The organism is Alistipes sp. (assembly GCF_020026455.1).
Lineage (GTDB): Bacteria > Bacteroidota > Bacteroidia > Bacteroidales > Rikenellaceae > Alistipes.
Window position 1 is genome coordinate 103805 of the sequence record NZ_JAHHQJ010000002.1, and the last position, 14349, is coordinate 118153.

Genomic DNA, 14349 nt, shown 5'->3' on the forward strand with positions numbered 1-14349 from the left:
AAACCCGACGCATGTTCAGTACACGTATCGCGACCCAAATTTACGCTAAAATTTGTTTCGAAACAACTCCCGGACAAAAAAAAATTATAGAAAAATTGTCCGAATACCTTGCAGACGATGATTTTTCGAGGATTTTCGTGCTGAACGGTTATGCCGGAACCGGCAAAACGACGCTTGTTGCGGGTCTTGTCGGCGCTCTTAAGGAATTGGGAATCAAACCCGTGCTGCTGGCTCCCACGGGGCGTGCCGCCAAGGTTCTGGCCCAATACGCTCACGAAAAAGCACTTACCATCCACAAACGCATCTACCGCGAGCGGACGAATGCCGATTACGAATCGAAATTCTCGCTCAATATCAACCCCGAACGCGGGGCGGTGTTCATCGTCGACGAGGCCTCGATGCTCTCGGAGAGCACATCGGGCGGAGCCGTTTTCGGCAGCGGGTCGCTGCTTTCGGACCTTGTGGAGTATGTCCGCAGCGGCCGGGGATGCCGCCTGGTGCTGGTCGGCGACAGCGCACAGCTTCCTCCCGTCGGATCCGATTTCAGCCCGGCTCTCGACCCGTCGTCGATGGCCGCCTACGGCGACGTCGTCTACGGCACGATGGACGAGGTGGTGCGCCAGGAGGCACAGTCGGGCATTCTCTTCAATGCCACGCTGGTGCGCTGCATGCTCGAAAGGGGGCTTTGCGAAATTCCCCGCTTCAGGATGGATTTTCCCGACATCGAGGCGGTCGAGGGCGGCGAGTTCCTCGAAAAACTTCAGGACAGCTATGCCCGCTACGGCCGCGACGAGACGATCGTCATCACGCGTTCGAACAAGCGGGCCAACCGCTACAACGAGGGCATCCGCCGCAACGTGCTCTATGCCGAGGAGGAGATCGAGAGCGGCGACATGCTGATGGTGGTCAAGAACAACTACTACTTTCCCGGCCGCATCGAGGAGTGCCCGATGAACTTCATCGCCAACGGCGACATCGCGCGGCTGAAACGCCTGCGCCGGTTCGAGGATTTCTATGGCTTCCGCTTCGCCGATGCCGTGCTCGAATTCCCCGACTACAACGACACCGAGGTTGCGTGCAAGATCCTGTTGGATACGATCGCCTCGGAGTCGCCTTCGCTCACGCGCGAGGAGTCCACGCGCCTTTTCTATGAGGTGGAGAAGGACTATGCGGAGATCAAGAGCAAACTGAAACGATTCCGGGAGATCCGCGAGAATCCCCATTTCAACGCCATCCAGGTGAAGTTTTCCTATGCCGTCACGTGCCATAAGGCCCAGGGCGGCCAGTGGCGGGCGGTCTTCGTCGACCGCTGCCTGTTCGGCGACGAACCGATGTCGCGCGACATGCTCCGCTGGCTCTATACGGCCCTGACGCGCGCCTCCGATAAATTATACCTTGTAAATTTCGATGAACAATTCTATGAATAGCGAACGCCACCCCCTCGAACCCTTCCTTCCCGAAAATGCCCGCCTGCTGATGCTGGGCAGTTTTCCGCCCAAACGCCTCCGCTGGTCGATGGAGTTCTTCTATCCCAACCTTCAGAACGACATGTGGCGCATCGTGGGCTACCTTGCCACGGGCGACAAAATGCACTTCCTGGCACCGGGCGGACGGCGGTTCGACCGGGAGCGCATCGAGATCTTCTGCCGCGAGCGGGGGATCGCACTCTACGATACTGCCGTAGAGGTCATCCGGCTCAAAGACAACGCATCGGACGCCTCACTTCAAGTTGTGCGCGAAGTCGACCTCGAAGCCCTTCTGACCCGCATTCCCGCCTGCCGGGCCGTCGTCACCACGGGCCAGAAGGCCACCGACACGCTGCGTGCCATCACGGGCTGCAGCGAACCCGGCGTGGGGGAGTGCGTGCCGATGCCCTTTGCGGGCCGCGACCTGACGCTCTGGCGCATGCCCTCCTCGTCGCGGGCCTTCCCGCGCCCCGTGGAGTGGAAGGCTGAATTTTACCGCAAAATGTTCTCCGCAACCGGGATCCTCTGACACCTCCGGCTGAAAGTTCCGGACGTGCGGACGAAAAAAAATCGGACACCCGCTTTGCGCGGCATTTAAAAAGGCCTATCTTTGTTGATTATAATATAAATCATACAAGATCCTACTTTGACATCCGAAAAGAAAACCGATAAAAAATACGTCGAGACGCCCCTGATGAAGCAATATTACTCCATCAAGGCCGTACATCCCGACGCCATTCTGCTGTTCCGCGTGGGCGATTTCTACGAGACCTTCGGCGACGACGCAATCAAGGCCAGCGGCATCCTGGGCATCACGCTCACACGTCGCGCCAACGGATCGGCCACATATGTCGAACTGGCCGGATTTCCCTACCACGCCATCGACTCCTACCTCCCGAAACTGGTTCGGGCCGGAGAGCGTGTTGCCATCTGCGAGCAGCTGGAGGACCCCAAGCAGGTCAAGGGGCTCGTCAAGCGCGGCGTGATCGAGCTGGTCACCCCGGGCATCGTGCTGGGCGACAACATCCTGGCCAACAAGGAGAATAACTTCATCGCGTCGGTCTATTTCGGCCGTCAGACGACGGGAGTTGCTTTTCTGGACATCTCTACGGGCGAGTTCTACGTGGCCGAGGGGACGGACGGCTATGTCGACAAGCTGATTTCGAACCTCCAGCCCAAGGAGGTCGTCTTCCAACGCGGCTATGAGGACCGTTTTTCCGGCTCGTTCGGGTCGAAACTCTACACCTACCGCCTCGACGAGTGGGTCTTTTCGGAGGATGTCAACCGCGAGAAACTCTGCAAGCAGTTCGGGACCAAATCCCTCAAGGGTTTCGGCGTGGACCACTTCACCAGCGGACTTTCGGCCGCCGGAGCCATCCTCTACTACCTCGAATTCACCGAGCACCGCGAAACGGGGCACATCACCTCCATCGCGCGCATCGACCAGGACGACTACGTGTGGATCGACAAGTTCACGATCCGCAACCTCGAGCTCTTCTCGTCGAACGGCGCGCGCGAGAAATGCAGCTTCGCCGACGTGATCGACCGCACGCTGACGCCCATGGGCGGCCGCCTGCTGAAACGCTGGATCGCCTTGCCGATCAAGGACCCTGCGAAGATCAACGAGCGCCTCGACGTGGTGGAGCGTCTGGTCAAAGACGCCGATCTGGCGGACGTCATCCGCGAGCAGGTCTCGCTTGTCGGCGACCTGGAGCGTATCGCGGGCCGCATTGCGGCTCAGCGGGTCACGCCCCGCGAACTGGTGCAGCTCAAGAACTCGCTCGGAGCCATCGAGACGCTCAAGGCCGCCCTGGAGTCCACCGACGACGAGCGCCTGCATGCGCTTGCGGGTCAGATCGATCCTCTGGCTGAGGTCCGCGAACGTATCGCGCGCGAAATCTACCCCGACCCGCAGAACAACCAGATCCAGAAGGGCGGAGTGATCGCCGACGGCGTCGACCCCGAGCTGGACGACCTGCGCCGCATCGCGCTCCACGGCAAGGACTACCTTTCGCGCATCCAGCAGCGCGAGAGCGAGGCCACGGGCATCCCGTCGCTCAAGATCAGCTACAACAACGTCTTCGGCTACTACATCGAGGTCCGCAACGCCCACAAGGACAAGGTCCCCGAGACCTGGATCCGCAAGCAAACGCTGGCCAATGCCGAGCGTTACATCACGGGCGAACTGAAGGAGTACGAGGAGAAGATCCTCGGTGCCGAGGAGAAGATGCTCATCCTGGAGCAGCGCATCTATGCCCAAATCATGGCCTATATCTGCGGTTCGCTGGCTCCGATGCTGCACGACGCGGCTGTGGTGGCACGCATCGACTGCCTGCAGTCCTTCGCGCGCATGGCCTGCGAACGCGGTTACGTGCGTCCCGTGCTGGACGACGGCAAGCTCATCGACATCCGCCAGGGCCGCCACCCGGTGATCGAGACCCTGATGCCCGTGGGGGAGGAGTTCATCCCCAACGACGTGCTGCTCGACGACAAGCAGCAGCAGATCATGATGATCACCGGCCCCAACATGTCGGGTAAGTCGGCGCTGCTTCGCCAGACGGCGCTGATCATCCTGATGGCCCAAATGGGCTCGTATGTCCCCGCGAAGTCTGCCCACATCGGCTATGTGGACAAGATTTTCACGCGCGTCGGGGCTTCGGACAACATTTCGCAGGGCGAGTCCACCTTCATGGTCGAGATGCTCGAATCGGCCAGCATCCTCAATAACATTTCCGACCGCAGCATCGTGCTGCTCGACGAAATCGGCCGCGGCACGTCGACCTACGACGGCATCTCGATCGCTTGGGCAATGGTCGAATACCTCCACAACCACCCCTCGGCACGTGCCAAGACGCTTTTCGCCACACATTACCACGAACTGAACGAGATGGAGCAGATGTGCCCCCGGGTCAAGAATTTCCACGTCTCGGTCAAGGAGCTGGGCAATCAGATCGTCTTCCTGCGCAAGCTCGAACGCGGCGGCACGGAGCATTCGTTCGGTATCCACGTGGCCCGCATGGCCGGCATGCCGGTGTCGATCGTCTCGCGGGCGGACGAAATCCTGCGCAACCTCGAGCAGGTCTACGGCAACAACGAGATTGTCCCAAGCCGCAGCCTCAAGGAGCGGGGCCGGAAATCCGCGGCGCAGGCCGTGAAGGATGCCGCCGAGAGCGTCGGTTCTCAAAACATGCAGCTGTCGATGTTCCAGCTGGACGATCCCGTGCTGGTGCAGATCCGCGACCAGATCAAGGGCCTCGACATCAACTCGCTGACCCCAATTGAAGCCCTCAATAAACTAAACGAAATCAAAAAGATAACAGGCTTGTAATAAAGTAACACTTTAACTGCGCATTCCAGCCGCGTCCCCGCTCTCCGGTTGCGGTGAATATCCTGCCCGCTCCCTTGCGAAAATACGAAAACCCGGGCCTCTTCGAGGTCCGGGTTTGGTTTTACCGTACTGCGTTCGGGCGTTGTGCGGCTATTTGCTGCTCTGAATCAGCGAACGGATGTTCTGGATCAGCATGGCGACGGCCACCGAGTTGAAGCCGCCTTCGGGAATGATCACGTCGGCGTACTTCTTCGACGGCTCGACAAACTCCTCGTGCATCGGCTTCACCGTCGAGGTGTACTGCGTGATGACCGACTGCATCGTCCGCCCGCGCTCGCAGACGTCGCGCAGAATACGCCGCGCCAGCCGGATGTCGGCGTCGGTGTCGACATAAACCTTGATGTCCATCAGATCGCGCAGCTCCTTGTTCTCGAAGATCAGAATGCCGTCGACGATGATCACCTTCGAGGGTTTCACACTCACGCTCTCCGACGTACGGTTGTGGTCGACGAACGAATAGACCGGGTGCTCGACGGGCACGTTGTTCTTCAGAGCCTTGATATGCTCCACAAGCATCTCCGTGTCGAAGGCCTGCGGATGGTCGTAGTTGAGTTTCGTGCGCTCCTCGTAGGTGAGTTCGGGATGTGCCTTGTAGTAGTAGTCGTGGCAGAGCGTCACCACGTCGTCGCCGACGAATGCTTCCTGCAAACGCTTGACGAGCGTCGATTTTCCCGAGCCGGTTCCTCCGGCGACTCCGATTACAGTAACGTCCATATTGTCAGTTATTAGCATGTGTTTATATAAAGCAAAGGATCACCCTTTCGGGCGACCCTTTGCTCGGTTATCGTCTTATGCGTCGATATTGGCGTAGTGTGCATTCCGCTCGATGAACTCGCGGCGGGGCGGCACTTCGTCGCCCATCAGCATCGAGAAGATGCGGTCGGCTTCGGCAGCGTTCTCGATGTTCACCTGACGCAGGATGCGCGTGTCGGGGTTCATCGTCGTCTCCCACAACTGGTGGGCGTTCATCTCACCGAGACCTTTGTAGCGCTGTACATGCGTACCCTTGCCGAATTCCGAGGTGATCTCGTCGCGCTCCTTCTCGGTCCAGCAGTAACGCTCCTGCTTGCCCTTCTTCACGAGGTAGAGGGGCGGGGTGGCGATATAGACATGTCCGTTTTCGATCAGCTCCTTCATCTTGCGGAAGAAGAACGTCAACATCAGCGTGGCGATATGGCTTCCGTCGACGTCGGCATCGGTCATGATGATGATCTTGTCGTAGCGCAACTTCTCGAGGTTCAGCGCCTTGGAGTCCTCTTCGGTTCCGATCGTGACGCCGAGGGCCGTGAACATGTTCTTGATCTCCTCGTTCTCCCACATGCGGTGCTCCTGAGCCTTCTCGATGTTCAGGATCTTACCGCGCAACGGCATGATGGCCTGGAAATTCCGGTCACGGCCCGATTTGGCCGTACCGCCTGCCGAGTCACCCTCGACGAAGAAGATTTCGGCGATCGAGCGGTCGCGGCTCGAACAGTCGGCGAGTTTTCCCGGCAGCCCGGCTCCCGACAGAACGGTTTTGCGCTGCACCAGTTCGCGGGCATGACGTGCCGCATGGCGCGCCGTAGCCGCGAGGATCACCTTCTGCACGATGGCCTTGGCATCCTTGGGGTTCTCCTCCAGGTAGTCGCCCAGCGCCGAGGCCAGGGCCTGATCGACAGCGGCGGCAACTTCGTCGTTGCCCAACTTGGTCTTGGTCTGTCCCTCAAACTGCGGCTCCTGCACCTTCACCGACACGACAGCGGTGAGTCCCTCGCGGAAGTCGTCGCCGTTGATGTCGAACTTCAGCTTGGCGAGCATGCCCGAATCCTCAGCGTACTTCTTGAGCGTGCGGGTCAGCGCACGGCGGAAGCCTGTCAGGTGCGTACCGCCCTCGATGGTGTTGATGTTATTTACATAGGAGTGCACGTTCTCCGAGAACGAATCGTTATACTGCATGGCCACCTCCACCGGGACGCCGTTTTTCTCGGTGTCGAGGTAGATGATCTGCTCGACGATAGGCGTGCCGCGCGTGGCGTCGAGGTATTTGACAAACTCCTTGAGTCCCTCCTCCGAGTAGAAATGGTCCTCGCGGGTCTTGCCCTCCTCGTCGGGACGCTTGTCGTAGAGGTTCAGGCGGATGCCCTTGTTCAGGAACGCCAGTTCGCGCAGACGGTTGGCCAGGATGTCGTATTTGTATTCGGTGGTATGCGTAAAGATCGACCCGTCGGGCTTGAAGGTGATGATCGTACCGCGGTCCGTACATTCGCCGACCACCTCGACCTGCGAGGTCGGGGTTCCCTTGCTGTAGCTCTGGCGGTAGATCTTGCCGTCGCGGCTGTGGATCTCGGCGATCAGCAGCGTCGAAAGCGCATTGACACACGAGACGCCGACGCCGTGCAGACCTCCCGAGACCTTGTAACTGCCCTTGTCAAACTTACCGCCGGCGTGGAGCACCGTCAGCACCACTTCGAGAGCCGATTTGCCCTCCTTCTCGTGGTAGTCGGTCGGGATTCCACGTCCGTTATCCTTGACGGTGATGGAGTTGTCCTCGTTGATCGTCACGTCGATGTCGGTACAGTATCCGGCCAGCGCCTCGTCGATCGAGTTGTCCACGACCTCGTACACCAGGTGGTGGAGGCCCTTTTCGCCGATGTCGCCGATATACATGGCGGGGCGCTTGCGCACCGCTTCGAGGCCCTCGAGAACCTGAATGTTCGACGCGGAATATTCTTCTTCTTGTTTTTTAACGTTTTCTAATTCGGTACTCATCGTAGTCTTAAAATAGCGTACAAATATACGAAAATTTCCGGATAAAACAAGCGCCCGGAAACGGCTTTCCGGACGATTCTTCGGACTGTTCGTCCGCTCTGCTCCCCGATGCCGGGCCTATGCCAGCTCGGCCTTGAGGTCGACCTCGCGGATCCGGCCCTTGGAGAAGAGCACGGCGCGGGCGGGGTAGTTCTCGATCAGAGCCGTGTTGTGGGTCGACATCACCACGGCGCAGCCCTGCGAGGCGATCTTCTGGAACAGCTGCATGATGCCGTCGGCCGTCACCGGGTCGAGGTTGCCCGTCGGCTCGTCGGCCAGCAGCACCTGCGGGTCGTTCAGTAGTGCGCGCGCGATCACCAGTCGCTGCTGCTCGCCGCCCGAAAGTTCGAAAGGCATCTTGTAGCTCTTCGCCCCGAGTTCCACCAGCCCCAGCACACGGTCGATGCGTTCGCGAATCTCCTGCTCGCGTTTCCAGCCCGTAGCCTTCATCACGTAGTAGAGATTCATGAAGGCGTTGCGGTCGGTGAGCAGCTGGTAGTCCTGGAAGACGATGCCGATGCGGCGGCGCAGGTAGGGGATGTCCTTGCGGCGCAGGCGGCGCAGGTCAAACCCCGCGACATATCCCTTGCCTGTAAGGAGTTGCATCTCGGCATATAAAGTTTTGAGTAAACTGCTTTTTCCGCTTCCGACCCGCCCGATCAGGTATACGAATTCACCCGGCGCCACCGAAAGGTTGACCTCCGAGAGAACCATCTCGCCCTGTTGCAGGAGTTTCTTCTCCGAGCATCTGCCGAAGGGATTGTCGGCATGGTAGATAGCCACATCCCGGAGATTTACGACATATTTTTCATTCATAGCGTCTCGCTCTGTTTTCCGAATAAACAAAGATACGAAAAATATCCGTACCCGCTTCACCCGCGGGGCAAAAAAGCGCTCCGCCCGGCCTCCTGAGCACCTATTCGACGCACATTCCGCCCCTCCGCCCCCTCCGAAACACCGGCTCGGCCCGTGTTCCGCCCGGCCTCCGGCAAATAAATTTGCGAATGGCCGCGTTTTGTACTATCTTTGCAGCGTTTCCGATTGACTTTGCACGGAAAGACCGGGGGTGCCTGGTTTTGACAGCAGGCAGAGTTTGATTGTAAGCACGCCGAGCGCTGTGTGGCGGCTCGTTAATCCCGATGCTCAAACTACAAATGGCAACAACAGCCTTGCACTCGCTGCCTAATTTTCAAGGAAAATTAGCTTAATCGCCGAAGCCAAGGAGCTTTGGCGACGAGTATCCCGAAGGGACGTTCCGCTCTATAACGGCTCTTCATACGGGGTATCATCCATTTAGAGATAGCGTGCCGGAGGGTTCCGGTCGGTGCGCGAAAATCAAGGAACTGGGCCTCGCGTTCGGTAGCTGCCTGCCAGACACGGGGAGAAGGATCAAATGGCGGCTAAGCGTGTAGAAAGCTTTCGGGTTCCCTGTTTGGACGCGGGTTCGACTCCCGCCACCTCCACTCAAAAAGAGCGTTCCGGTTTTCCGGGACGCTTTTTTTAGAGAATACGGAAAATCTTCCCTTCGGCGAAAGTCACCCACAGCGAACCGTCGGGGGCCTCGGTGATGAAGTTCGCCGCCGAGTTGCAGCACTTGAAGCACCAGAGCGGCGTGCCGTCTTCGCGCACGGCGGCGAGGTTGCCCGAGCGGTCGGCAAGGCACGCCATGCCGTGGCTCACGATCACCGGGCAGGGCGTGTAGTCGTAGCCGAAGCCCGCCGGGACGATCCACAGCCGGCGGAAGGTATCCGGAGCCGTGTCGACAGCCAGCAGTTCCCCATCCATAGTCTTGACGTAGAAGCGCTTGCCATCGGCGCTCATGCCCGATGCTTCGCGGGCCCTGTAGTCGGTGCAGCGCCATACGACGCTTCCCGAGGCGAGGTCGAGACAGGTGACGGCCCGATCGGGCGCGGTGAAAAACACGCGGCCTCCGGCGATCCGGGGAGCGATGTTTCCCGGGGACAGAAAGAGGCTTTTCGAGCCGTTGGTCCACTTCCAGCAGAGTTTTCCCGTTGCGGCGTCGAGGCAGTAGAGATGCCGGTCCCAGGCTCCGAAAACCAGTTTCCCGTCCGCCAGCGCGGGCTGCCCTTGCGACTGCCCGCGGCCGTAGTCATAGCGCCACAGAATCTGCCCGTCGTGCACTGCGATTTTGGCCATCGTGCCGTTGCCCAGCCCGATGTAGAGCGCCGCGCCGCGGCCATCGACGAGTCCCTGCCCGACGATCGGCGTCGGGGTGTCGATGTGCCACCGTTCGCGACCCGTGCGGGCGTCGTAGGCGCGCAATCCGTCGGTCGTCGTGCCCGCGATGACCACCCCTTCGGCCACGAGGGGCGTGGTGTAGAGCGCCCCGCCGAAACGCCTCCGCCACACTTCGCGGTTGCGGCGCGTGTCGTAGGCGCGCAGCACGCCCTGCGTCGTGCCGTAATAGAGCAGATCCCGGTGAAACGCCACCCCGGTGTAGATCGTGGCGCTGTCCTGCAGCACAAGCTGCGCGTGGGCCTTGCAGTCTGGAACCGGGGGCATCGGATCGGAGGCAATGGCCAGCGTCTGCGGGTCGTCCTGCATGCGGATCGTGAAGCACGTGCGCGGCTCCGCACCCAGCGGCTTTTCGCGCACGCGGACCGAGTCGCCCCAGAAGTCGAGCAGCGTGTAGCCCGCATCGGAATCGCTCTTGCCCCGCAGGGCGCGCCCCTGAATGCCGGCTATGGAGTCGAAGTTGAACAGCGAGGGCTCGCGGTGGTAGTGGCCGAACAGCGTGAGCGGGATGCCCAGCCGCCGGAGCGTCGCCGTCACCTCCGCACGGTTCGTGAGGTCGTTGTTGAGCGGATAGTGGCAGAGGCTCACGATGCGCTCCCCGGGCCGGGCCCTGGCGGCCTCCGAAGCCAGCCACGCGAGGTCCTCGGTGCGCACGGCGCCCATGGCCATCTTCATGAAAGGCCCCGAAGCATAACCCAGAAAGAGGTAGCCCCCGGCACGGAAAGCGGTGCGCCCGTCGTGGCCGAAGATCCGGGCGAAGGTCGTGCAGGCACTTTCCGACCATGTGGTCTCGTGGTTGCCCGGCACGACGTGCCACGGTTTTTCGAGCCGCGAAATCAGAGCGTGGACATGCTCCAGCTCGGCGTCGCTGCCCAGATTGGTGAGGTCGCCGCCGAAGATCGCGATGTCGCACGGCGAAGCGTTGACTTCGTCCACTGCGACGCGGAACAGCGAATCCTGCACGTTGCCGGGTGTCACGTGGATGTCGGTAAGGAAGGCGACGCGGAGCGTGTCGCAGGGAGGCTGGGCCGGGAATACAGACGATGCCCACAGTACACCGAAGCACAACAGGATTTTGAAGGATTTCATTGGGCTTGCGCAGTTTTGTTAAGCCAAGATACGAAATTCGGTGGAAAAAACTATCTTTGCATGGCGAAAAAACGGGAAGGGCATTCCGGATTTCCGGCGCCATCCCGACCGACGGTCACCCGCCCGGGGCGGATTTTCACCCGGCGAGGGAGCGGCAGGGGAGCGGCGACAGACAAACGGACAACAAACCACATACATATCATATCTATCATGAAAACCATTCTTCTTCTGGGTTCCGGCGAGCTGGGCAAGGAGTTTACGATTGCGGCGCAGCGGCTGGGGCAGACCGTCGTGGCGTGCGACAAGTATGCGGGAGCTCCCGCGATGCAGGTGGCCGATGCCGCGGAGGTCTTCGACATGCTCGACGGCGAGGCGCTGGCCGCAGCGGTCGAGAAATACCGCCCCGACATCATCGTCCCCGAGATCGAGGCCATCCGCACCGAGCGGCTCTACGATTTCGAGCGGGCGGGCATCCAGGTCGTGCCGAGTGCCCGGGCCGTGAATTTCACGATGAACCGCAAAGCCATCCGCGACCTCGCGGCGAAGGAGCTGGGGCTGAAGACCGCGCGCTATTTCTACGCCGCATCGCTCGACGAGCTGCGCGAGGCCGCCGCAAAAATCGGCTTCCCGTGCGTGGTCAAGCCCCTGATGTCCTCTTCGGGCAAGGGCCAGTCGCTGGTTAAGGGCCCCGACGAACTGGAGCACGCCTGGCATTACGGCTGCGAAGGGTCGCGCGGCGACATCCGCGAACTGATCATCGAGGAGTTCATCCGCTTCGACAGCGAGATCACGCTGCTGACCGTCACCCAGAAGGAGGGACCGACCCTTTTCTGCCCGCCGATCGGCCATGTGCAGAAGGGCGGCGACTACCGCGAGAGTTTCCAGTCGCCCGAGATCGCTCCCGAGCACCTCGCCGAGGCCCAGCGCATGGCCGCATCCGTCACCGAGGCCCTCACCGGAGCCGGACTGTGGGGCGTGGAGTTCTTTTTGAGCCACGACAACGGGGTCTATTTCTCCGAGCTCTCGCCCCGGCCGCACGACACGGGCATGGTGACGCTGGCCGGAACGCAGAACCTCAATGAGTTCGAACTGCACCTGCGGGCCGTGCTGGGAATCCCCATCCCGGCCGTCACCTTCGAGCGCATGGGCGCCAGCGCGGTGATCCTCTCGGGCGTGGAGAGCTCCGCACCGCGTTACGAGGGGGTGGAAGAGGCCCTCGCCGAAGATCCCCGCACCGACATCCGCCTCTTCGGCAAACCCTCGGCACGCATGAACCGCCGCATGGGCGTCGTCGTGGGCTACGAACCCCACGGCAGCAGCCTCGAAGCCTTGCGCAAACGGGTTTGTACCGCCGCCGCAAAAGTGAAAGTCACCGAATAAGGACAACGCCGGCTCCCGGGCGTAAGCGACCCGCACATTCCGCGGGGCGTTCCGCCGGAACCGGCCCATAAAAACCGAACCATGAAAAAATACGCAATTATTTCGACCGAAAAGGGGACGATGAAAGCCGAGCTGTACGCCGACGAGACCCCCGGAACCGTATCCAACTTCATCGAGTTGGCCGAACACAACTTCTACGACGGGCTGACCTTCCACCGCGTGATTCCCGACTTCGTGATCCAGGGCGGCTGCCCCAAGGGCGACGGCACGGGAGGCCCGGGCTATACGATCAAGTGCGAAACGTCGGCTCCGCGCCAGCGTCACGACCGCGGCGTGCTGTCGATGGCCCATGCTGGGCGTGACACGGGCGGCTCGCAGTTCTTCATCTGCCACAACCGCGAGAATACACAGCACCTCGACGGCCGCCACACCTGCTTCGGACAGGTGATCGAGGGACTGGACGTGATCGACGACATCCGCCCGGGCGACAAGATCCTCTCGATCCGCATTGTCTCCGAGTGACGCCCCGCCCGGCAGGCAAGGGCCCCCAAAGCAAGGAACCCCAAGCAAAGGTCCCGGCATACAAGGGCCCGCAAAGCAAGGCACACGAAAAACAGCCGCCCCCGAAGGGACGGCTGTTTTTCGTTAATCGGTCAATTCGCTCCTACTTGCCGAAAGCGGCCTTGACCTTCTCGGTGGCCTTCTTCAGCAGCTCCTCGGGGCAGCAGAGTGTGATGCGGATGTAGCCGTTGCCTTCCGAGCCGAAGATCCCGCCGGGGGTCAGGAACACGTCGGTCTTCTCCATCACCTCGTCCGAGAATGCGAAACTGTCGCCCTCGTAGTCCTCGGGCAGTTCGGCCCAGACGAACAGACCCGCCTGTCCCTTACGGTAGCGGCATCCCAGAGCGTCGAGCAGTTCGTAAGCCTGCTTTTCGCGGCCGTAGTAGATGTCGTTCAGCTCTTTGAACCACTCCTCGCCCAGCGCCAGCGCCGTGTCGGCCGCCGCCTGAATGGGGTAGAACATACCCGAGTCCATGTTCGACTTAAAGGTGAGGATCGAGGTGATCCACTCCTTCTTTCCCACGACGACACCCACGCGCCAGCCGGCCATCGAATGGGCCTTCGACAGCGAGTTCATCTCCAGAGCCACGTCCTTCGCACCCTCGGCCTCCAGGATCGAGATCGGGTGTTCGGCGTTGCGGATGAAGCTGTACGGATTGTCGTGCACGATCAGGATGTTGTGCTTGGCTCCGAAGTCTACGATCTTCTGGAAGAGTTCCATCGAGGGGGTTTGTCCCGTCGGCATGTTGGGGTAGTTGACGAGCATCATCTTCACACCCTCCAGTCCGGCCTTTTCGATGGCCTCGAAGTCGGGGTAGAAGTTGGTCTGCTTGTTCAGCGCATAGGGGAGCATTTCGCCGCCCGCCAGACGCACGGCTGCCGAGTAGGTGGGGTAGCCGGGGTTCGGGACGAGGACCTTGTCGCCCTTGTCGAGGAACGTCATGCAGATGTGCATGATACCCTCCTTCGAACCAATCAGCGGCAGCACCTCCGACTTGAAGTCCAGCTCGGTGCGGTACCATTTCTTATACCAGTCGGCAAAAGCCTTGCGCAGAATGGGTTCACCCTGATAAGACATGTATTTGTGTACGTCGGGACGCTGTGCCTCTTTCGCCAGGCGGTCGATTACGGACTGATGGGGCGGGAGGTCGGGACTACCCATGGCCAATTTTACGATCTGGCGCCCGGTGGCCGCTTCGATCTCGGCGATCTCGCGCAGACGACGCGAAAAATAGTACTCTCCGATGCCGTCCAGCCGATGCGAACGGGCGATGTTGACTGCTTTTGCCATAGCTTGAATATGTTTGGGATTATGCTTTTCCGGGCAAAGATAGGGAAATAATAGTAAAATTAAAAAAATTTAAATTCGGATTTTTGAAAAATTGCGGATCCGCTCCCCGTCCTGCCCCGCAAGGCGCCCCG

10 protein-coding genes and 1 other RNA gene are annotated in these 14349 nt (G+C 60.4%); 6 read left to right on the plus strand and 5 right to left on the minus strand.

What is annotated here, in order from left to right:
• Nucleotides 1–11: 11 nt before the first annotated feature.
• The 3 genes from QZ460_RS01675 (at nt 12) to mutS (ending at nt 4794) form a co-directional block, all read left to right on the plus strand.
• On the plus strand, nt 12–1427 hold the full coding sequence (locus QZ460_RS01675; protein ID WP_290539850.1) for an AAA family ATPase: 1416 nt from the start codon (nt 12–14) through the stop codon (nt 1425–1427).
• Nucleotides 1420–1995, plus strand: a complete 576-nt coding sequence (locus tag QZ460_RS01680; RefSeq protein ID WP_290539851.1) for a uracil-DNA glycosylase family protein — start codon at nt 1420–1422, stop codon at nt 1993–1995. The genes QZ460_RS01675 and QZ460_RS01680 overlap by 8 nt, the downstream gene beginning before the upstream one ends.
• 165 nt (nt 1996–2160) lie before the next feature.
• Nucleotides 2161–4794, plus strand: coding sequence for a DNA mismatch repair protein MutS (mutS, locus tag QZ460_RS01685; protein WP_290539955.1), 2634 nt, complete (start codon nt 2161–2163; stop codon nt 4792–4794).
• Between the two features lie 150 nt (nt 4795–4944).
• Here mutS and udk read toward each other — a convergent pair whose 3' ends face one another.
• The 3 genes from udk to QZ460_RS01700 all read right to left on the minus strand — a co-directional run bounded on the left by udk (nt 4945) and on the right by QZ460_RS01700 (nt 8457).
• Nucleotides 4945–5568: a uridine kinase gene (udk, locus tag QZ460_RS01690; RefSeq protein ID WP_290539852.1), complete on the minus strand. Its 624-nt coding sequence runs from the start codon at nt 5566–5568 to the stop codon at nt 4945–4947.
• Between the two features lie 75 nt (nt 5569–5643).
• The gene (gene gyrB / locus QZ460_RS01695; RefSeq protein WP_290539853.1) at nt 5644–7602 is read right to left on the minus strand and encodes a DNA topoisomerase (ATP-hydrolyzing) subunit B; all 1959 of its coding nucleotides are present in this window, start codon (nt 7600–7602) and stop codon (nt 5644–5646) included.
• A gap of 117 nt (nt 7603–7719) precedes the next feature.
• Nucleotides 7720–8457, minus strand: a complete 738-nt coding sequence (locus tag QZ460_RS01700) for an ATP-binding cassette domain-containing protein (protein WP_290539854.1) — start codon at nt 8455–8457, stop codon at nt 7720–7722.
• Nucleotides 8458–8703: 246 nt separating this feature from the next.
• On the opposite strand from QZ460_RS01700, the gene ssrA reads away from it, so the two are divergent.
• Nucleotides 8704–9107: a transfer-messenger RNA gene (ssrA, locus tag QZ460_RS01705) on the plus strand.
• A 34-nt stretch (nt 9108–9141) separates the two neighbouring features.
• On the opposite strand, the gene QZ460_RS01710 is transcribed toward ssrA, so the two are convergent.
• Complete coding sequence (locus QZ460_RS01710; RefSeq protein ID WP_290539855.1) at nt 9142–10986, minus strand: PQQ-binding-like beta-propeller repeat protein; 1845 nt, start codon at nt 10984–10986, stop codon at nt 9142–9144.
• Nucleotides 10987–11196: 210 nt separating this feature from the next.
• On the opposite strand from QZ460_RS01710, the gene purT reads away from it, so the two are divergent.
• Complete coding sequence (gene purT / locus QZ460_RS01715; protein WP_290539856.1) at nt 11197–12366, plus strand: formate-dependent phosphoribosylglycinamide formyltransferase; 1170 nt, start codon at nt 11197–11199, stop codon at nt 12364–12366.
• Between the two features lie 81 nt (nt 12367–12447).
• Nucleotides 12448–12888 carry a peptidylprolyl isomerase gene (locus tag QZ460_RS01720; RefSeq protein ID WP_290539857.1) on the plus strand — a complete coding sequence of 147 codons (441 nt, stop codon included), beginning with the start codon at nt 12448–12450 and terminating at the stop codon, nt 12886–12888.
• A gap of 142 nt (nt 12889–13030) precedes the next feature.
• Here the strand turns inward: QZ460_RS01720 and QZ460_RS01725 are convergent, their stop codons facing one another.
• A complete protein-coding gene (locus QZ460_RS01725) occupies nt 13031–14218 on the minus strand; it encodes an aminotransferase class I/II-fold pyridoxal phosphate-dependent enzyme (RefSeq protein WP_290539858.1) in 1188 nt (395 codons plus the stop codon).
• Between the last annotated feature and the right edge of the window lie 131 nt (nt 14219–14349).